The 18,794-nt window shown below is 69.3% G+C and carries 18 protein-coding genes; 9 read left to right on the top strand and 9 right to left on the bottom strand.

The genetic code is table 11. The features are described from left to right. The first annotated feature begins 45 nt into the window (after positions 1-45). The 4 genes from WFI00_RS07170 (at position 46) to trxA (ending at position 5,379) form a co-directional block, all read left to right on the top strand. Positions 46-2,298, top strand: a complete 2,253-nt coding sequence (locus WFI00_RS07170) for a DUF6049 family protein (RefSeq protein ID WP_336632060.1) — start codon at positions 46-48, stop codon at positions 2,296-2,298. Next, complete coding sequence (murJ, locus tag WFI00_RS07175; RefSeq protein ID WP_336632059.1) at positions 2,291-3,901, top strand: murein biosynthesis integral membrane protein MurJ; 1,611 nt, start codon at positions 2,291-2,293, stop codon at positions 3,899-3,901. The genes WFI00_RS07170 and murJ overlap by 8 nt, the downstream gene beginning before the upstream one ends. Positions 3,902-3,982: 81 nt before the next feature. After that, the gene (gene trxB / locus WFI00_RS07180; protein WP_336632058.1) at positions 3,983-4,996 is read left to right on the top strand and encodes a thioredoxin-disulfide reductase; all 1,014 of its coding nucleotides are present in this window, start codon (positions 3,983-3,985) and stop codon (positions 4,994-4,996) included. Positions 4,997-5,055: 59 nt separating this feature from the next. Next, complete coding sequence (gene trxA / locus WFI00_RS07185) at positions 5,056-5,379, top strand: thioredoxin (RefSeq protein WP_336632057.1); 324 nt, start codon at positions 5,056-5,058, stop codon at positions 5,377-5,379. Positions 5,380-5,467: 88 nt separating this feature from the next. Here the strand turns inward: trxA and WFI00_RS07190 are convergent, their stop codons facing one another. From WFI00_RS07190 to rpmH, 9 genes are all read right to left on the bottom strand, one after another. After that, positions 5,468-5,809, bottom strand: a complete 342-nt coding sequence (locus WFI00_RS07190) for a tryptophan synthase subunit alpha (RefSeq protein ID WP_336632056.1) — start codon at positions 5,807-5,809, stop codon at positions 5,468-5,470. Positions 5,810-5,856: 47 nt separating this feature from the next. Then, positions 5,857-6,942: a ParB/RepB/Spo0J family partition protein gene (locus tag WFI00_RS07195; protein ID WP_336632055.1), complete on the bottom strand. Its 1,086-nt coding sequence runs from the start codon at positions 6,940-6,942 to the stop codon at positions 5,857-5,859. Beyond that, positions 6,942-7,868: a ParA family protein gene (locus tag WFI00_RS07200; protein WP_336632054.1), complete on the bottom strand. Its 927-nt coding sequence runs from the start codon at positions 7,866-7,868 to the stop codon at positions 6,942-6,944. The genes WFI00_RS07195 and WFI00_RS07200 overlap by 1 nt, the downstream gene beginning before the upstream one ends. Positions 7,869-8,242: 374 nt before the next feature. Then, positions 8,243-8,875 (bottom strand): 16S rRNA (guanine(527)-N(7))-methyltransferase RsmG, encoded by a 633-nt coding sequence (gene rsmG / locus WFI00_RS07205; RefSeq protein ID WP_336632053.1) that lies wholly within the window; start codon positions 8,873-8,875, stop codon positions 8,243-8,245. Positions 8,876-8,907: 32 nt separating this feature from the next. Then, entirely contained in the window at positions 8,908-9,414 is a 507-nt protein-coding gene (locus WFI00_RS07210; protein ID WP_336632052.1) for a Jag family protein, read from the bottom strand. Between the two features lie 20 nt (positions 9,415-9,434). After that, entirely contained in the window at positions 9,435-10,553 is a 1,119-nt protein-coding gene (yidC, locus tag WFI00_RS07215) for a membrane protein insertase YidC (RefSeq protein WP_442928309.1), read from the bottom strand. A 3-nt stretch (positions 10,554-10,556) separates the two neighbouring features. After that, the gene (gene yidD, locus WFI00_RS07220) at positions 10,557-10,943 is read right to left on the bottom strand and encodes a membrane protein insertion efficiency factor YidD (RefSeq protein ID WP_336632051.1); all 387 of its coding nucleotides are present in this window, start codon (positions 10,941-10,943) and stop codon (positions 10,557-10,559) included. Then, a complete protein-coding gene (rnpA, locus tag WFI00_RS07225) occupies positions 10,940-11,350 on the bottom strand; it encodes a ribonuclease P protein component (RefSeq protein ID WP_336642280.1) in 411 nt (136 codons plus the stop codon). The genes yidD and rnpA overlap by 4 nt, the downstream gene beginning before the upstream one ends. Beyond that, positions 11,289-11,426, bottom strand: a complete 138-nt coding sequence (rpmH, locus tag WFI00_RS07230) for a 50S ribosomal protein L34 (protein ID WP_005054680.1) — start codon at positions 11,424-11,426, stop codon at positions 11,289-11,291. Before rpmH ends, rnpA begins: the two co-directional genes overlap by 62 nt. A gap of 320 nt (positions 11,427-11,746) precedes the next feature. On the opposite strand from rpmH, the gene dnaA reads away from it, so the two are divergent. From dnaA to gyrB, 5 genes are all read left to right on the top strand, one after another. After that, positions 11,747-13,189 carry a chromosomal replication initiator protein DnaA gene (gene dnaA, locus WFI00_RS07235; protein ID WP_336632049.1) on the top strand — a complete coding sequence of 481 codons (1,443 nt, stop codon included), beginning with the start codon at positions 11,747-11,749 and terminating at the stop codon, positions 13,187-13,189. Between the two features lie 465 nt (positions 13,190-13,654). Next, entirely contained in the window at positions 13,655-14,797 is a 1,143-nt protein-coding gene (gene dnaN, locus WFI00_RS07240; protein WP_336632048.1) for a DNA polymerase III subunit beta, read from the top strand. Positions 14,798-14,934: 137 nt separating this feature from the next. After that, entirely contained in the window at positions 14,935-16,146 is a 1,212-nt protein-coding gene (recF, locus tag WFI00_RS07245; protein ID WP_336632047.1) for a DNA replication/repair protein RecF, read from the top strand. Further along, complete coding sequence (locus tag WFI00_RS07250) at positions 16,136-16,621, top strand: DUF721 domain-containing protein (RefSeq protein WP_336632046.1); 486 nt, start codon at positions 16,136-16,138, stop codon at positions 16,619-16,621. The genes recF and WFI00_RS07250 overlap by 11 nt, the downstream gene beginning before the upstream one ends. A 123-nt stretch (positions 16,622-16,744) precedes the next feature. After that, the gene (gyrB, locus tag WFI00_RS07255; RefSeq protein ID WP_336632045.1) at positions 16,745-18,793 is read left to right on the top strand and encodes a DNA topoisomerase (ATP-hydrolyzing) subunit B; all 2,049 of its coding nucleotides are present in this window, start codon (positions 16,745-16,747) and stop codon (positions 18,791-18,793) included. Position 18,794: the final 1 nt, after the last annotated feature.

The raw sequence follows: 18,794 nt of genomic DNA on the forward strand, positions 1-18,794 counted from the left end.
CGCACCTGATCGTGCGGCCCGACCGCACTCGAGTCGACACCCGTCATGACCTCCCATTCCTTCGCTCCCGCGCGCCGGCACCGGATGCGCCGCCTCGCCGCCGCCGCGGCGGTGCTGGCGAGCGCACTGACGGTCGTGCTCGCCGGCACCGCGGCCCTCGCACCGCCGGCAGCAGCAGCAGGTTCCACCGCCGCAGCCGCCCCGATCGCGACGACCGACACCTCGCCGGTGACGTTCGCCGTGGCACCCGCGTCGGCCGGCGTCGTGGCGGCCGATCAGCCGCTCCTCGTGAGCGCCTCGGCGCAGAATCCGACGGATGCGACGGCGGCCGGGGGCCCGGTCCGCGTCGCCGTCTCGGACCGCCCGCTCTCCACGCGCGCCGACGTCGCGGCCTGGCTGACGACCGCACCCTCCGACGGTGCGCGGACCGAGCGCGTGGTCGGCGGCGGCGATCTCGGCTCCGTCGCGCCGCAAGGCAGCGCGACCACGACGATCAGTGTGGATGCCGGCGCTCTCGCGGGGCTCGCACCCGGGGTCTATCCGCTGCGCGCCGAGTACGACTCCGCCCAGGGGACCCTGTCGGCGACGAGCGTGATCGTGGTCCCCGGGGACACCGCGCAGGGAGCGCTCGGCGTCGTCGTGCCGATCACCGCGCCTCCGATCACGTCGGGCCTGCTGACGTCGGCGGAGCTCACGACCCTCACCGACACCGGCGGCGCTCTGCGCCAGCTCCTCGATGCCGTCACGGGGTCCACCGCGATCCTGGCCGTGGATCCGGCCGTCGTCGCCGCGATCCGCGTGCTCGGCACCACCGCCCCCGCGCCGGCGCTCCGCTGGCTCGACGACCTGGTCGCGCTGCCCAATCCCCGCTTCGCGCTTCAGTTCGGCGACGCCGACGTCGCCGTCCAGGTCGCAGCCGGCCAGACGAGTGCGCTGAGCGTCCCCTCGCTCGACTCCTTCCTGGCCTCGTCCGGTTTCGCGCGCGCCACCCCCGCACCGACCGGCACCGACGCGCCCGCATCGCCGACCCCCGCGGCAGGCACTCCGACCGCGGGCGAGACCGGCGCGGCCACCGCCGACCCCACGCCCGCTCCCGGCGGCGCCCCGGCACTGCCCACCCTGGCGCAGCTCACCGACATCGGCGCCACGACAACCACCGTGTACTGGCCGGCCCCGTCCGAGGTGGGCGGCGAGACCGTGGCCGCCCTGGCCGCATCCGGAGACGGCCAGGGATCCGCGCCGATCACGCTGGTGGACTCGACCGCGTATGCGACCGACGCGGCGGCCTCGCCGGCGTGGGCGAGCGTGGACGGCGCACCGGTCCTGGTCGCCGATGCGGCGACCTCCGCCGCCCTCACCGCCGCCGCCACGAGCGTCGTCCCGGTCACCCGAGCGTCCTCGCTCGCCGAGGCGTCCGCCTACGCCCATCTCGCCGCCGCGGCGGCACCCGGCGCGCCGCTGCTCGTCGCGCTCGACCGGACGATCGCGTCCACGCCGGACGGCGTCCGCGCCGCCGTGTCCGTCGCGACGCGCCTGGCCGGGCGCACCGCCGTGGATCTCGCGTCCCTCACCGCCGCGGCACCCGTGACGACGACGCTGCGCGCGGCCACGGTCTCGCCCGAGCGTCTCGGCGACTTCGGAGCGCTGATGGACGATGAGGCGGCCCTCACCGGCTTCTCGTCGATCCTCGCCGACCCCGCCGTGCTCACCGCACCCGAGCGCGCCGCGGTCATGCAGCTCCTGTCGGTGGGCTGGCTCGCCTCCCCCGACCGCGCGGCCGATGCGATCAGCACCCACCGCGCGCAGACGCGCGACACCCTCGGCGCCGTCGCGATCGTGCCGCCGACGGACATCACCCTCGCCGCCTCCACCGCCCCCCTGACCTTCACGGTCCGCAACGACCTGCGCTGGCCGGTGCGCGTGCAGCTGGCCGCCACCGTGGGCGATCCCCGCATGATCGTCCAGAACCTCACCGACGTCGAGGTCGGCGCATCGCAGATCACCCGCGTCCAGGTCCCCGTCGAGGCGCGGGTCGCCAGCGGCGAGTCCTCGCTGCGGCTGCAGCTGCGCAGCCCGAGCGGCGTCGCGGTCGGCGAGCCCGTCGCGGTGCACGTCGCCGTGCGCGCCGAGTGGGAATCGGTGGGCCTGGGCATCCTGTCGGCCCTCGTGGCGGGGATGATCGTCATCGGCGCCGTGCGCACGGTGCGCAAGTACCGCCCCGGGCGCGCGCCGCGTGCGGGAGCCGACGATCCGTCCGCGAGCCCCGAACCGCTCGACCGGAAGGATGCGGATGGCTAGTCTCGGTCGCGCCAGCGCCATCATCGGTGCCGGGACGCTCTTCTCCCGCGTGACGGGCCTCGTCCGCTCGCTCGTGCTCGTCGCTGTCATCGGCTCCTACGGCAGCCGGGCCGCGGACGCGTTCAGCATCGCGGCGACGCTGCCCACCAACGTGTACGAGCTGCTCGCGGCAGGCGTGATCACGGGCATCCTGGTGCCGCAGATCGTCAAGGCCGCGGCGCACACCGACGGCGGCTCGCGCTATGTGTCCAAGCTGCTGACCCTCGGCGCGGTCGTGCTGATCGCCGCGACCGCGCTCACGATGGCGCTCGCGCCCCTCCTCATCTGGCTCTACGCCCCGTCCTGGGGTCCGCAGCAGCACGCCCTCGCGCTCACCTTCGCGTACTGGGTCCTGCCCCAGCTGCTCTTCTACGGGATGTTCGCGCTCCTGGGCGAAGTGCTCAACGCCCGTAAGGTCTTCGGCCCGTACAGCTGGGCGCCGACGGTGAACAACCTTGTCTCCATCGCGGGCTTCGGCGTCTTCCTCGCCGTGTTCGGCGGACCGTACACGTCCGTCGGCGAGTGGGATGGCGGCATGATCGCGCTCCTGGGCGGGACGGCCACCCTCGGCATCGCGATGCAGACGATCGTCCTGCTCTTCTTCTGGCGGCGGACGAAGCTGCACATCAGGCCGGACTTCCGCTGGCGCGGCATCGGACTGCGCCATATCGGCACGCTCGCCTGGTGGACCTTCCTCGCGGTGGTGGTCGGCCAGCTGGCGGGGATCGTGCAGTCGCAGGTCGTCACGAAGGCGTCCGGCGAGGCGAGTGTCACCGTCATGGTCTACGCGTGGCTGATCTTCATGCTCCCGCACTCGATCGTGGCGATGTCGATCTCGACCACGTACTTCACGCGGCTGTCGGAGGAGGTCGCCGCGGGCCGGCTGGACCGCGTCGCCCCGAACCTCGACGAGTCGATCCGGGCGATCGCGGTCTTCGGGTTCGGTTTCACGGCGGCGATCGCCGCGGCATCCGTCCCGGTGTCGCGCGTGTTCACGACCACGACCGACGGTGCGGTGGCGATGGCGTGGGTCCTCGTCGCCTACCTGCTCTCGCTCGTGCCGTTCGGCGTGCTGGTCATCGTGCGACGGGCGTTCTTCGCGTTCCAGGACACCCGAACTCCCTTCCTGTTCTCGTTCGTCCAGGCCGGGCTGGCCGCGCTCGGCGCCGGGCTGGCCTTCGTCGCCGTCATGACGGGGCTGCTGCCCCTCGGCTTCCTCGCGGCCGCCGTCGCCCTCACCCAGTCGCTCTCGACGTTCATCCAGCTCCCCGTCGCCCTGCGCCTGCTGCGGCGGCACACCGACACGACTGCCCTGCGTGCCACCTGGCGTGCACTGGGGCGCTTCGCCGCCGCCGCACTGCCCGCCGCAGCCGCCGGGTGGGGCGTCTTCCTCCTGCTCGGCGGTGAGAGCGGCTGGACGGCGAGCGACCGTCTCCTCGGCGCGGTGGGCGCGTCGATCGTGGGCGGTGCCGCCCTCCTCGTCTACATCGGCGTGCTCGCACTGCTGCGCGCGCCCGAACTGGCGATGGCCGTCCGCACGATCCGGCGGATCGGCGGGCGCTGACCCCGACGGCGGAATGCGCCGCGGCTAGCATGGGTTCTACGTCCTGAGGCCCGGTCCGGGCCGGGCGGAGAGGAAGAGCGCGTGCGACAGGTCATCATCATCGGATCGGGCCCGGCGGGCTTCACCGCCGCCATCTACGCGGCGCGCGCGAACCTTTCGCCGCTGCTGATCGCCAGTTCCGTCGAGGCCGGCGGAGAGCTGATGAACACCACCGAGGTGGAGAACTTCCCCGGGTTCCCCGAGGGCATCATGGGCCCCGACCTCATGGCCAAGATGCAGGAGCAGGCCGAGAAGTTCGGCACCGAGGTGCTCTACGACGACGTGACCGCACTCGATCTGGAGGGTCGCGTGAAGACCGTCACACTCGGCAGCGGGGCCGTCCACCAGGCCGATGCCGTGGTGTTCGCGACCGGTTCGGCTCCGCGCAAGATCGGCATCGACGGCGAGCAGCGGCTCTCCGGACACGGCGTGTCGTACTGCGCCACGTGCGACGGATTCTTCTTCCGCCAGCAGGAGATCGCCGTCGTCGGCGGCGGCGACTCCGCGATGGAGGAGGCCACCTTCCTCACCAAGTTCGCCTCCAAGGTCTACGTCATCCACCGCCGCGAGGAGCTGCGCGCCTCGAAGATCATGCAGGAGCGCGCCTTCGCGAACGAGAAGATCGAGTTCGTCTGGAACAGCGAGGTCGCCGACGTGCTCGGCGACGACGCCGTGACCGGTCTGCTGCTGCGCGACACCGTCGACGGCACGACGCGCGAACTGCCCGTCACGGGCGTGTTCGTCGCGATCGGCAACGACCCGCGCACCCACCTCGTGCACGGGATGCTCGACCTGACCGAGCACGGCACGGTGTGGGTCGACGGCCGCTCATCGCGCACGTCGCTGCCGGGCGTGTTCGCGGCGGGCGACGTGATCGACCCGACGTACCGTCAGGCGGTCACGGCGGCGGGCAGCGGCACGACGGCGGCTCTGGACGTCGAGCACTACCTCGCGGCCCTCGGCGATGCGGGCGCTCCCGCCGCGGATGCATCCGAGATCGACGGACTTCCCGACGCCGCGGCGGGCGCGGATGTCGCGGGCGTCGGCGCGGCCTGAGGAACAAATCCGCGCACCCCGCTGTTCATTGACTGCAACGCTTCTGTAAGGAGAAGAACATGACCGCCAAGGCCACGAACGAGAGCACCTGGCAGCAGGACGTCATCGACGCCGAAGGTCCCGTGCTGGTGGACTTCTGGGCCGCCTGGTGCGGCCCGTGCCGCATGGTCGGCCCCATCCTCGACGAGATCCAGTCCGAGCACAGCGACAAGCTGACGGTGTTGAAGCTCAACGTCGACGAGAACCCCAACCTCGCGATGCAGTACCAGATCACCTCGATCCCCGCGATGAAGGTGTTCCACAAGGGCGAGGTCGAGAAGACGATCATCGGAGCGAAGCCGAAGTTCGCCCTCGAGCAGGATCTCGCCGCGTACATCGGCTGATCCCGGGATCATTCCCTCGAACCCCGTCGGACCCCCCGGCGGGGTTCGTCGTATCCGGCGTGCCGGTGTGCCGCGTCGTCGGGTGAGGTCAGGATGCGTCGACGCGCACCGTGGCATCCCACCGCCGATGCGGCTCGCTGCCCAGAAGTCGCCACACCGCCCGGGTGAGGTCCGGATGATCGAGGGCGATCTGTCGCAGGACGCGGTAGTTGCGCGCGGCGGTCGGTCGATTCCCCCCGTCGGCCGCGATGTTCTCGGCGCGGAGCGTGAGCACCACGAGCTCATCGACGGTCGGCAGATCCTCCATGAAGTCCCAGGGGTCCTCGCCGTCGCGGACGCGCTCCTCGATCAGCACCGCCCGTTCGTCGGCCGCCTCCGCACGCAGCAGCTCGAGACTGGCGCGGCGCGGAAGGGAGTACGGGGCGGTCACCGTTCCAGCCTACGTCCCCGCTCGGACGTCGGTCCCGCGCGGCCCGCTCAGTTCGTGCCGTACTCGGTCTCGCCGAGCTCACCGAGGATCCGATTAAGGTCCTGAATGGTGGCGAAATCAATGTTGATCTGGCCTTTTCTCGCTGTGAGCGAGATTCTGACCTTCGTGTTCAGCCGATCGCCGAGCCGCTCGGCGACGTCGTCGAGGTGCGCTCTGCGCGCTCCGGCCTTCGCGATCGGCAGGCGGGCGCCGGGGCCCCGACCGGCCGTCGCGGCGGCCTCCGCCGCTCGCACGGACAAGTCCTCGTTGACGATCTTGTCCGCGAGGCGCTGCATCGCCTCCACATCGTCCAGCGAGAGGATCGCGCGTGCATGCCCGGCACTGAGAACACCGGCGGCGACGCGCTGCTGGACCGGCATCGGGAGCTTCAGCAACCGGATCGTGTTGCTGATCTGCGGGCGCGAACGTCCGATGCGCGCGGCCAACTGCTCCTGCGTGATCCCGAAGTCCTCCAGGAGCTGCTGGTACGCCGATGCCTCTTCCAGGGGGTTGAGCTGCGAGCGGTGCAGGTTCTCCAGGAGGGCGTCGCGGAGCAGGTCCTCGTCCGCCGTGTCGCGGACGATCGCGGGGATCGACTCCAGGCCCGCCTCGCGAGCGGCGCGAGTGCGGCGCTCGCCCATGATGAGCTCGTACGCGCCGTCCTCGTTGGTGCGCACGACCACCGGCTGCAGCACACCGAACTCGCGGACGCTGTGGACCAGCTCGGCGAGGTCGTCGGGATCGAAGGCGGTGCGGGGCTGCCGGGGGTTCGGGACGATCTCGTTCGGGTCGATGTACACCAGGCGAGCGCCGGGGATCGCGACGAGCTCGACCTCGTCATCGGTCACGCTCGTGTCCGGCTGTGCCGGCGCGCCCGCGTCCCCCGACTCGCCACCTGCGCCGGCCGGCGAGGCGTCGGCCGACGGGACAGGATGCGCGTCGCCTTCGTCCACGGGGGACTCGGTGCGGTCATCGACGTCGATCGCCGGCGTGCGCGCTCCCGGGAAGAACACATCGACCGGGCGGGCCTGAGAGCTCTCGGACGTCGGAATCAGTGCTCCGATCCCCCGACCGAGTCCGGTTCGCTTCGCCATCAGCTGTCTCCCTTGTTCGACGGGTGCCTGCGCACCAACTCCACCGCAGCCTCGCGGTATGACACGGCTCCGACGGACTGCCCGTCGTACGCGATCACGGTCTGCCCGAAGCTCGGCGCCTCGGAGACACGCACGGATCGCGGGATGACGGTGCGCAGCACCTCGTCCGGGAAGTGGTTCCGCACCTCCTCGGCGACCTGCTGCGCGAGCCTCGTCCGCCCGTCGTACATCGTGAGGAGGATCGTCGAGAGGTGCAGCGCGGGGTTCAGATGCTTCTGGATCATCCGGATGCTGCCCAGCAGCTGACTCAGACCCTCGAGCGCGTAATACTCGCACTGGATCGGGATCATCAGCTCGCTCGCGGCGGTGAAGGCGTTGATCGTCAGAAGCCCCAGGGACGGCGGGCAGTCGATGATGACGAAGTCGAGCCGCTCGTCACTGCTCTCCAGGTACTCGTCGAGCGCGGTGCGAAGACGATGCTCCCGCGCGACCTGCGACACCAGCTCGATCTCGGCGCCCGCGAGGTGGATCGTCGATGGAGCGCACAGAAGGTTCGGCGACTCCGGGCTCGTCTGGATGATGTCCTTCAGGGGGAACTCGTCGATGAGCACGTCGTAGACACTGGGGATGTCGGCGGTGTGCGGGACACCGAGTGCGGTCGACGCGTTCCCCTGCGGGTCGAGGTCGATCACCAGGACGCGTGCACCGAGGGACGCGAGGGCAGCGGCCATGTTGACCGTCGTGGTGGTCTTGCCGACGCCACCCTTCTGGTTCGAGACCGTGAGGACGCGGGTCGTGCCGTCGAAATCGACCGTGACACCCTCGAGCGCCTTGCGGCGCGACGTCAGATCGGCCAGCTCGCGGGCGATCGGGCTGTCGTCGAGGGAGAAGGGTGCGGGAGTGGTCGCGTTCTCCGATTCCGGCACCGTCAACTCCTGTCTTTCCGGGACTGTTCCACTGTAGTCGAGGCGTCGGGCACCCCGGCCCGCGCTGCGTGTTTCACGTGAAACGCGAGGTGCGCGGCACGCCGTGCCAGCGCGACCCAGGCCTAATGAGTGTGTTTCACGTGAAACGGGACACTGCCTTCCGCACAACTCCGAGCCGACGAAGCTCCGGTGGTCCGGTGAAGCGAGCGGAACAGCGATGTTCCACGTGAAACATTCCGCGGTGCGGGCGCGGTCGCTCGTGCCCGCGGCCGCAGTGTCGTCCCGTAGTCATCCATGGTCGACCGCACGGGACCGACGCGTGTTTCACGTGAAACAGTCAACGCGATTGGCGCGTCGCGGCGCTGGTCACGCGATCAGGACGCTTTCGTTGCGCGGATGACGCGCGTGGGTTCGGCGATGACTCCTTCACCGACGACCTCGACGCGGGTGTCCCTCAGCCGGTACTTGCGGATGGCCTTCTCCGCGGCATCGATCTCGTTCGCCGCGTTCGCACCCTTCATCAGGATGAGCTCGCCGCCCGGACGCAGCAAAGGTGCGGTGAGGGGGATCAGGGTCTTGAGTGCGCTCACCGCACGAGCGGTGACAGCGTCGAGCACCGGGCCGCGCGTCCACTCTTCTCCACGCGCACGCAGCACCTCGACGTTGTCCAGCTCCAGGGCGTCCACCTGCTCCTGCAGCCAGGTCACTCGGCGCTCCATCGGCTCGACCAGGATCCACTGGATGTCCGGTCGGGCGATGGCGAGCACGATCCCGGGAAGCCCGGCTCCGGATCCGATGTCCGCCACGGTACCGCCCGTGGGGAACAGCGGCGCGGGCACCGCCGAGTTGAGGATGTGACGCGACCACAGTCGCGGAGGCTCGAGGGGACCGATGAGGCCCCGCTCTTCGCCATGGATGCCGAGCGCCTCCGTGAACCGGCGCGCGCGGTCGATGGACGGCCCGAACACGACCTGAGCCTCTGCCGGCTCACTCTCGATGGTGATCATGTTTCACGTGAAACGGTCGTGCGCGCGGAGCGTCAGCCGCGACGGATCACCGTGTGGCGGTCTGCGCCCTCACCGTAGGATTCGGACACCAGCCCGCGGTCGGCGACGATGTCGTGGATGAGCTTGCGCTCGTAGCTCGACATCGCCGGCAGGGAGGCCTGAGAGGCGCCCTCGTCCAGGCGCGCGATCGCACGGTCCACCAGCTTCTCCAGCTGACGGTGGCGCGCATCCCTCGATCCGCCGACGTCGAGGATCAAGCGCGAGAACCGTCCCGTCTGCGTCTGCACGGCGATGCGCGTGAGCTCCTGCAGCGCCTGCACGGTGTCGGGGTCGGACAGCAGGCGCAGGGCGTCGGCGTCGTCGTTCTCCACCGACACGTAGGCACGCCCGCCGCGCACATCGAGCGCGAGATCGCCGTCGATGTCCGCGATGTCGAGCAGGCCCTCGATGTAGTCGGCGGCGATGTCGCCCTCCTGCTCCAACTGCTCGACCGATGTCGAGTCGTGCTCCGCGGTGGGATTCTGGGTCGTGTTGCTCATGCTCTCGTCCGCTCCGTGACTCACGTGTCGCTCTGGGGCTTGTTCTTCTGCGACTGCTTCTTGGCGCGCTGCTTGCTCACCGGCTGCTGGCGCTTGGGCGCCTCCGACTTCGCCTTCTGCGCCTCCTCGTAGAGACGCTGCTGCTCGGCCTGGTACTTCTCCAGCGGCACGATCTTGCCGTGCGCGTCGATCGCCTTGCCGCGGCGCGCCAGTCTCTCCTCGCGGGCCTTCGCCGCCTCGGAGCCGGGAGTCGGGAGGTTCCGGATCACGAGGAACTGCTGGACCATCGTCCAGATGTTGGAGGTGAACCAGTACAGGACGACGCCGAGCGGGAAGAACACTCCGGAGAAGATGAAGGCCAGCGGCAGGATGTACAGCATGATCTTCTGCATCTGGTACGCCTGGCCGGTCTTGGCCTCGGGCGACAGGTTGCGCGAGATGATCTGAAGCTGCGTGATGAACTGCGAGGCGATCATGAGGATGACGAGGACGACGAGGATCGCCACCGTCGCCTCCCAGCCGTCCGGCTTCTGCCCGATCGCCTCGGTGAGGCTCGTGTGCAGGGGAGCGACGCCGAACAGCTTCGCCTCGTAGAACTGCCAGGTCAGCTCTTTGCTGAGCAGGCCGACGCCGCCGAAGCCCCACTCGGCGTGCTTCTTCACGTCCGAGAGCGTGTAGAACATGCCGAGGAGGATCGGCATCTGCACGAGAAGCGGCAGACAGCTCGAGACGGGTGTCGTCCCGTGCTTCTTGTACAGCGCCATCGTCTCGCGGCTCATCGCCTCACGGGACAGCTGATCCTTCTTGCCGCGATACTTCTCCTGAACTTTTCGCAGTTCAGGAGCAATTTCCATCATCTTCCGCTGGCTCTTGATCTGCCGCACGAAGAGCGGGATCAGCGCCGAGCGGACCACGACGACCAGACCGATGATGGAGAGCACCCACGTGAGGCCGGCATCCGCCGGCAACCCGATCGAGGTGAAGATCCAGTGCCAGAACACGAGGATCGCCTCGACGATCCACTTGAACGGCCACATGATGGTGCTGAAGAAGTCGAGCGTCGCCGACGGGGCCGGCGTGGTCGGGGTGGGAACCACCGGACTCGGCGTCGCGGCAGCGGCGTAGAGAAGATCCAGCACGGATCAGTCCTTTCTCGGCGATGCGCCCGCGGGCGCTCCGTCTGTGGATGGCACGACGAACCCGTGCCGGGTGAGCGCGTGGCGGAAGTGCGCGTGCGGCGGGACGTCGTCGATCCCGCCCTGCGCCCACGGATGGCAGCGGGCCAGCCGTGCGGCGGTGAGCGCGCTGCCCTTGACCAGCCCGTGCTGCTGCACGGCCCCCACCGCGTACGCGGAACACGAGGGGTAGTACTTGCAGACGTCGCCGTAGACGTGCGAGATCGTGGCGCGGTACGCGTGCAGCACAGCGAGCCCCGCGTTGCGCGGGAGGAGGGGGAGGGATGGGACGATGCCGGCCGCGTGCAGCGTCCCCTCGCCCAGCGAGTACGACGGCAGCGTCGTGACGCTCATCTCGTGGCCCGTCGGGCCAGGCCGCGCACGACATCGCGCCGCAGCGCGGCGAAGTCGGCGACTGCGGCGGAGGGGAGAGCGCGGATCACGACGTCGGCGCCCGCGGGCACCTGTGGGAGCACCTCCGCGCACACCGCCTTGAGGCGGCGGCGGACGGTGTTGCGGGTCACGGCGGTTCCCACCTGCTTGCTCACGATGAATCCGAACCGCGGCGGGCGGTCTTCGGAGGTGGCGGCGACGTAGGTCACCGTGTGCGGGCCGGCACAGCGGGAACCCCCGCGGACGACGGCACGGTACTCCGCCCCGCGGGTGATGCGATTCCCCCGCGCCAGCACTGCGAGCGGATCAGGCCGAGAGCTCGGTGCGACCCTTGGCGCGGCGCGCCGACAGGATCGAGCGACCGGCACGCGTACGCATGCGGGCGCGGAAGCCGTGCTTCTTGGCGCGGCGGCGGTTGTTGGGCTGGAACGTGCGCTTGCTCATGAGGATCACTCCGGATCGGCGGTCACCCGAACGCTCTAGACCGGGGACACAGGTACAGGGGACTGCCCGTGTGGGCATAAGTCAACCGACTAAGGATACGTCGAGACGGCCCAGACCTCAAACCGGCGGCACGGGAGGGTGGGCAACCGAGACATTATCCACCGGCTGTGGATGAGGCCTGGTGAAGACACGCGGGCCGGAACTACAGTGGATTTTGCTCTCGACGGGGTCGCTGGATACCGTGGCTCGGGTAGTTATCCACAGGTCTGGGGATCGCCGTCGAATCCCCGCCTTCCCGTTCGCTCGACCCTGGGGAGCCCATGTCACCGCACGATGTTCCGGATGTCCCGGTCTGGACCGCCGTGTTGGAGCACCTCGACGGCGACGAGCGCGTCACGCCGCAGATGCAGGGCTTCCTGAACCTCGCCGTCGCCCAGGGTGTGATGAGCGGCACGCTGTATCTCGACGTGCCGAACGACCTCACCGCGGCGCAGCTGAACAAGCGCCTGCGCGCTCCGATCATGGAGGCGCTGGCACACGTGGAGGCGGAGCCGGCGGCCAGCACGTTCCGCGTCGTGGTCAACCCCGAGCTCGCCGACGCGCACCTGACGGCGCCGATCCCGGTGCAGTCCGGCGCGATCGGTGCACCGCTGCCCACGTCGGGCGTCCCGCGCCCGGTCGACGCCGAGCCGGAACCCGTGCTGAGCGCCGCGCGCACGGACACCCGCAGCGACACCCGGCTGAATCCGAAGTACAGCTTCGACAACTTCGTGATCGGACAGTCCAACCGGTTCGCTCACGCCGCCGCGGTCGCCGTCGCCGAAGCCCCCGCCAAGGCCTACAACCCGTTGTTCATCTACGGCGACTCCGGGCTCGGCAAGACCCACCTCCTCCACGCGATCGGCGACTACGCGCTGAGCCTCTACAGCGGGATCCGCGTGCGCTACGTCTCGAGTGAGGAGTTCACGAACGACTTCATCAACTCGATCGCGAACAACCGCGGCTCTGCCTTCCAGGCGCGGTACCGGGACGTGGACATCCTGCTCATCGACGACATCCAGTTCCTGCAGGGGAAGGCCGAGACGCAGGAGGCCTTCTTCCACACCTTCAACACCCTCCACGATCACGACAAGCAGGTCGTGATCACGAGCGACGTCCCTCCCCGGCATCTGACGGGGTTCGAGGACCGGATGCGCAGCAGGTTCGAATGGGGCCTCATCACCGACGTCCAGGCGCCCGACCTCGAGACCCGCATCGCGATCCTGCGGAAGAAGGCGCAGTCCGAACGCCTCCTCGTCCCCGACGAGGTCCTGGAGTACATCGCGACGAAGGTCTCGAGCAACATCCGGGAACTGGAGGGCGCCCTGATCCGCGTCTCCGCCTTCGCGAGCCTGAACCGGTCCACGCTCGACATCTCGCTCGCGCAGACGGTGCTCCGCGACATCGTCGACACCGACGACGCCAACGTGATCCTGCCGACCGACATCATCGCCGCCACCGCACAGTACTTCCGACTCACCGTCGACGATCTCTACGGATCGAGCCGGTCGCAGTCGGTCGCCACCGCGCGTCAGATCGCGATGTACCTGTGCCGCGAGCGGACGAATCTCTCGCTGCCCAAGATCGGGCAGCTGTTCGGGAACCGCGACCACACGACGGTGATGTACGCGTGCAAGAAGATCGCGCAGCTCATGAAGGAGCGGCGCTCGATCTACAACCAGGTGTCGGAGATCACGACGCAGCTCGGCCGCACCGCACGCTGACGCGCGGTCGTCCCGGCGACCCCGTGTGAACGACGAGCGACGCGCCGGTGAACTTGACATGCGGGCTGCTCCTGTCCCATCATGCGCGTTCTGCACAGTGTGGACAGCCTGTGGATAACTTCACGTCCGCACCGAAGGATTGTGAAGAAATCCGCCGACGCTGTGGATGACCGCCGAGAGCGGTCGTCGCCTCGGATCCCACGCGAACAGAGGAATCCGCAGCGCGCCCACAACTTACACGCGTGTGGTTCCCGCTCGTCGAGCGGGATCGGCCGACTTATCCACACTTTCCACAGGCGTTAACACCATGACAGAGATCCATTCAAGGAAAGCCCGTTCGATCACCTCTGCGCGGCAGGTGCCCCTCGCACCGGGCGAGGAGACCATCCCCGGAGAGGTGGCACCGAATGTCGGGGAGGAGGGCACTAGCATGGGAGGGCCCTACTCGACGTCAAGGGAGCGCCAGTGAAGTTTCACGTGAATCGCGATGTGTTCAGCGAGGCCGTGTCGTTCGTCGTCAAGCTCCTGCCGCAGCGCAACCCGCAGCCCATCCTGGCCGGCGTGCTGATCGAGGCATCCGAGGACGGACTGTCACTCGCGGCGTTCGATTACGAGGCGTCGGCTCGCACGACCATCGAAGCGACCGTCGACGACCCCGGGACGATCCTCGTCCACGGGCGTCTGCTCTCCGAGATCGCGAGCCGCCTGCCGAACGCCCCGATCCAGATCGAGGTCGGCGAGGACGACGGCATCGTGCTCACGTGCGGCTCAGCGCGCTTCACCCTCGCGTCCATGCCCGTGCAGGAATACCCCGCGATCCCCGAGGTGAGCGGTGAGTCCGGACTCGTGCCCGCCGAGGATTTCGCCACCGCGATCTCCCAGGTCGCTTTCGCCGCATCGCGCGATGACGTGACCCCGGTGCTCACCGGCGTCCAGCTGGAGGTCGCGGGAACGCAGCTCAGCCTCGTGGCGACCGACCGCTACCGCGTGGCGCTGCGCGACGTGGCGTGGGATTCCGGCACGGTCGCGAGCGACGAGTCGACCACCGCGCTCGTTCCCGCGCGCACGCTCACCGAGGTCGGCAAGACCTTCGCGCACACCGGCGACATCCAGGTCTCCTTCTCAGGCTCGGGCGATCGCGAGATCATCGCCTTCACCTCCGGCAACAAGACCGTCACGTCCTTGCTCATCAAGGGCAACTTCCCGCCGGTGCGACGCCTGTTCCCCGAGCAGACCGACCACTACGCGGTCGTCAACACGGCCGAGCTCGCCGAGGCCGTGCGCCGCGTCGCCCTCGTCCTCGACCGGTCGGCTCCGCTGCGGTTCACCTTCACGGAAGACGGCGTCTCGATGGACGCCTCCGGAACAGAGCAGGCCCGCGCGACGGAGTCGGTGGATGCGACTCTCGCCGGCGACGACGTGACCCTGGGACTCAACCCGCAGTATCTGCTCGAAGCGCTCCAGGCGGTCAAGAGCGAGTTCGCGCGGATCACCTTCACCTCGAGCGACAACGCGAACAAGCTGAGCCCCGTGCTCATCACGCCGCAGACCTCGGGCACGCCCGAGAGCTTCAAGTACCTCCTGCAGCCGAACCTCCTCCTGCGCTGACCCGCACCCGCCGAGTGTCCACGACGCGCGGCGGAACCCGGGCCTCACCCCGCGTGTGGTGGACACTCGGGGGAAGGCGGCGATGACGCAGAGGGCGCGGAGGGTGGCGTGGGAGACGGGGGCCGTAGGCTGAATCGGTGATCGTGGAGCAGCTGAGTCTCGTGGACTTCCGCAACTATGCGGTCGCCGACGTGTCGCTCGCCTCCGGTCCCAACGTCGTGGTCGGCCGGAACGGGCAGGGCAAGACGAATCTCGCCGAGGCCATCGGCTACTTCGCCACCCTCGGGTCGCATCGCGTCTCGCAGGATGCCCCGATGGTGCGCGACGGCGCCGACGCGGCGATCGTCCGGATGCGCCTCGCCTACGGCGAACGGCGAGTCCTCCTCGAAGCGCAGCTGAACCGCACCGGCAGCAACAAGGCGCGGGTGAACGGCGCCCCCGTGAAGACGGCCGAGCTTCCGCGCTACGCCCAGGTCGTCCTGTTCGCGCCCGAAGACCTGCAGATCGTCCGCAGCGACCCGTCCGCGCGGCGCCGGTTCGCCGATCAGCTCCTCATCCAGCGGGCGCCACGGCTGGCCGGTGTCCTCGGCGACTACGACCGGGTGCTCAAGCAGCGCACGGCCCTGTTGAAATCCGCGCGTGCGCGCGGCATCCGCGGCGACGCCCTCTCGACGCTCGACGTGTGGGACGACAAGCTCGTGCAGCTCGGCACCGAGGTCATCCGCGCCCGCAGCGCCCTCGCCGCCGATCTCGCCGGTCCGGTCGCCGACGCGTACACCGCCATCGCGGGGGCGGATCATCGACCCGAGCTCGACTGGGTGCTCTCGATCGACGGCGTCGACCCCGACGAGGACGGCGCGGCGGGCGCTCCGGTCGGATCGCCGGATGCGTCGACGGGCACCGCCGACCTCCCGCAGCGGTTCCGTCAGGCACTCGCCGCGCGTCGCACCGCCGAGCTCGAGCGCGGCGTCACTCTCGTCGGTCCCCACCGCGACGATCTCCTGCTGCGCGTGCGCGGTCTCCCGGTCAAGGGATACGCCTCGCACGGCGAGTCGTGGTCGGTCGCGCTCGCGCTGCGCCTCGCCTCCGCGCAGCTGCTGCGGGCGCAGTCCCAGCTGGGCGATCCCGTGCTCATCCTCGACGACGTGTTCGCCGAGCTCGACGCGGATCGCCGCGCACGTCTCGCCTCCCTCGTCGAGGGATTCGAGCAGGTCGTCGTCACCGCCGCGGTGGAAGAGGACGTCCCCCGCGCACTGCGCGCGCGGACCGTGCGCGTCGTCGCCGGCGAGATCGTGGGGACGGAGACGGCGCCCGAGGAGACCGGAGGGGGTGCGTCCGATGCCGGATGAGATCCCCGAGACCGTCGCGACGTACCTGAGACTGCGCGGACTGGAGCCCTCGCCGCGCGCGGCCCGGCGGCGGAGGCGACGCGCAGCCGAGGACGACGACAAGATGCCCTTCGCGCCCGGACGCGACCCGAAGGGCCTCGGCGACGTCATGGCCGACCTCACCCGTCAGTCCGGGTGGGACTCGCAGCTGGCCCGCGAGGACCTCGTGCTGCAGTGGGAGGAGGTCACCGGCGAGGAGACCGCCCGGCACGCCCATCCGGTCGCGCTCGCGGACGGGCTGCTCACCGTGCAGTGCGACTCCACGGCCTGGGCGAAGAACCTCCAGCTCATGCGGGCGGAGATCGTCACGCAGCTCATGCGGCGCTTCCCGGACGCGGGTGTCCAGAACGTCCGTTTCGTCGGACCGGACGTCCCCTCGTGGAAATGGGGCCCCAGAGCCGTTCCAGGGCGGGGTCCTCGCGATACCTACGGCTGAACCACGTCCATCGGCATCCGGAGGGATTTCAGCGCGCCACAGGGCCGTTCAGCGGGCGGAAGGGTCGTCGGACACGATAGAATCGATCGACCCTGAAACACGACCCGGGAGCGCTCGAAACCTATGACGTCCGATACCCCCGACAGCGTTCCCGAAGACATCCCCGCGACGCACCCCCAGCCCGCGAAGAAGGTGGAGAACGACTACGGGGCCGATGCCATCCAGGTGCTCGAAGGCCTCGAGGCGGTGCGCAAGCGCCCCGGCATGTACATCGGTTCCACGGGTGAGCGCGGCCTGCACCATCTCGTCTACGAGATCGTCGACAACTCGGTGGACGAGGCCCTCGCCGGCTACTGCGACACGATCACCGTCACGATCCTCGAGGACGGTGCGATCCGCGTGGTCGACAACGGCCGCGGCATCCCCGTCGACATGCACAAGACGGAGGGGAAGTCGACGGTCGAGGTCGTCCTGACCGTCCTCCACGCCGGCGGCAAGTTCGGCGGCGGCGGATACGCCGTGTCCGGCGGTCTGCACGGTGTCGGCTCCTCGGTCGTCAACGCCCTGTCGACCCGCCTCGACGTCGAGGTGCGGCGCCAAGGCCACGTCTGGCGGCAGGAGTTCCGCGACGGCGGCGCGCCCCAGGCTCCCCTCAGCCAGGACGAGGCGACGGACGAGACGGGCACCACGATCACGTTCTGGCCGGATGCCACGATCTTCGAGACCGTCGAGTTCGACTACGACACGCTGCGCACCCGCTTCCAGCAGACGGCGTTCCTCAACAAGGGGCTGCGGATCACGCTCAGCGACCTGCGCCCGGCATCCGCCTACGTCGTCGACGGCGAGGACGGACAGTCCGTCGAGACCCAGCCGCACGACGACTTCCACTACGAGCGGGGACTGGTCGACTACGTCGAGTACCTCAACCGGGTACGCAAGGCGGAGGTCGTCAACGACGAGATCATCGAGGTCGAGTCGGAGGACACCGAGCGGCACATCTCGCTCGAGCTCGCGATGCAGTGGACGACGAGCTACACCGAGAACGTCTTCACCTTCGCGAACACGATCAACACGCACGAGGGCGGCACGCACGAGGAGGGGTTCCGGGCGGCGCTGACGACGCTCGTCAACAAGTACGCCCGCGCGAACAACCTCCTGAAGGAGAAGGACGACAACCTCACGGGTGAGGACATCCGCGAGGGGCTCACCGCGGTCATCTCGGTGAAGCTGTCGGAGCCGCAGTTCGAGGGGCAGACCAAGACGAAGCTCGGCAACACCGAGGCGAAGGCGTTCGTCCAGAAGATCGTCGGCGACCAGCTCACCGACTGGCTCGACCGCAACCCCGGGCAGGCCAAGCGCATCATCACGAAGGCGATCGACGCGGCGACCGCGCGCCTGGCGGCACGCAAGGCGCGCGAGACGGCGCGTCGCAAGAGCGTCTTCGAGTCCTTCTCGATGCCCGAGAAGCTCAAGGACTGCACCAGCAAGGACCCGTCGATCTCGGAGATCTTCCTCGTCGAGGGCGACTCCGCCGGCGGCTCGGCCGTGTCGGGGCGCGACCCCGAGCGTCAGGCGATCCTGTCGCTGCGCGGGAAGATCCTGAACGTCGAGAAGGCGAGACTCGACCGAGCGCTCGGCAACGCCGAGATCCAGGCGATGATCTCCGCGTTCGGCACCGGCATCGGCGAGGACTTCGACGTCGCCAAGGCGCGGTATCACAAGATCGTGCTGATGGCGGATGCTGACGTCGACGGTCAGCACATCACGACGCTGCTGCTCACGCTCCTCTTCAGGTACATGAGAGGCCTCATCGAGGCGGGCTACGTCTATCTCGCGATGCCCCCGCTCTACCGCCTGAAGTGGTCGAACTCGCCGCACGAGTACGTCTACAGCGATCGCGAGCGCGACGCCCTGCTCGAGGCCGGCGCGTCGGCGGGCAAGCGCATCCCGAAGGAGAACGGCGTCCAGCGCTACAAGGGTCTCGGCGAGATGAACGCCAAGGAGCTGTGGGAGACGACGATGGACCCCGACACGCGCACCCTCCGCCAGGTGACGATCGACGACGCGGCCGCCGCCGACGAGATCTTCTCGGTGCTGATGGGCGAGGACGTCGAGTCCCGCCGTGGGTTCATCCAGCGCAACGCGAAAGACGTCCGCTTCCTGGACATCTGAC

The organism is Microbacterium sp. MMO-56, from assembly GCF_037146215.1.
Lineage (GTDB): Bacteria > Actinomycetota > Actinomycetes > Actinomycetales > Microbacteriaceae > Microbacterium.

What these genes read in the sequence shown, in the direction of transcription:
- WFI00_RS07170 (WP_336632060.1), top strand. Translation starts at nt 46, where the DNA reads ATGACCTCCCATTCCTTCGCTCCCGCGCGCCGGCACCGGATGCGCCGC.
- murJ (WP_336632059.1), top strand. Translation starts at nt 2,291, where the DNA reads ATGGCTAGTCTCGGTCGCGCCAGCGCCATCATCGGTGCCGGGACGCTC.
- trxA (WP_336632057.1), top strand. Translation starts at nt 5,056, where the DNA reads ATGACCGCCAAGGCCACGAACGAGAGCACCTGGCAGCAGGACGTCATC.
- WFI00_RS07195 (WP_336632055.1), bottom strand. Translation starts at nt 6,942, where the DNA reads ATGGCGAAGCGAACCGGACTCGGTCGGGGGATCGGAGCACTGATTCCG.
- rsmG (WP_336632053.1), bottom strand. Translation starts at nt 8,875, where the DNA reads ATGATCACCATCGAGAGTGAGCCGGCAGAGGCTCAGGTCGTGTTCGGG.
- WFI00_RS07210 (WP_336632052.1), bottom strand. Translation starts at nt 9,414, where the DNA reads ATGAGCAACACGACCCAGAATCCCACCGCGGAGCACGACTCGACATCG.
- yidD (WP_336632051.1), bottom strand. Translation starts at nt 10,943, where the DNA reads ATGAGCGTCACGACGCTGCCGTCGTACTCGCTGGGCGAGGGGACGCTG.
- rpmH (WP_005054680.1), bottom strand. Translation starts at nt 11,426, where the DNA reads ATGAGCAAGCGCACGTTCCAGCCCAACAACCGCCGCCGCGCCAAGAAG.
- dnaA (WP_336632049.1), top strand. Translation starts at nt 11,747, where the DNA reads ATGTCACCGCACGATGTTCCGGATGTCCCGGTCTGGACCGCCGTGTTG.
- WFI00_RS07250 (WP_336632046.1), top strand. Translation starts at nt 16,136, where the DNA reads ATGCCGGATGAGATCCCCGAGACCGTCGCGACGTACCTGAGACTGCGC.
- gyrB (WP_336632045.1), top strand. Translation starts at nt 16,745, where the DNA reads ATGACGTCCGATACCCCCGACAGCGTTCCCGAAGACATCCCCGCGACG.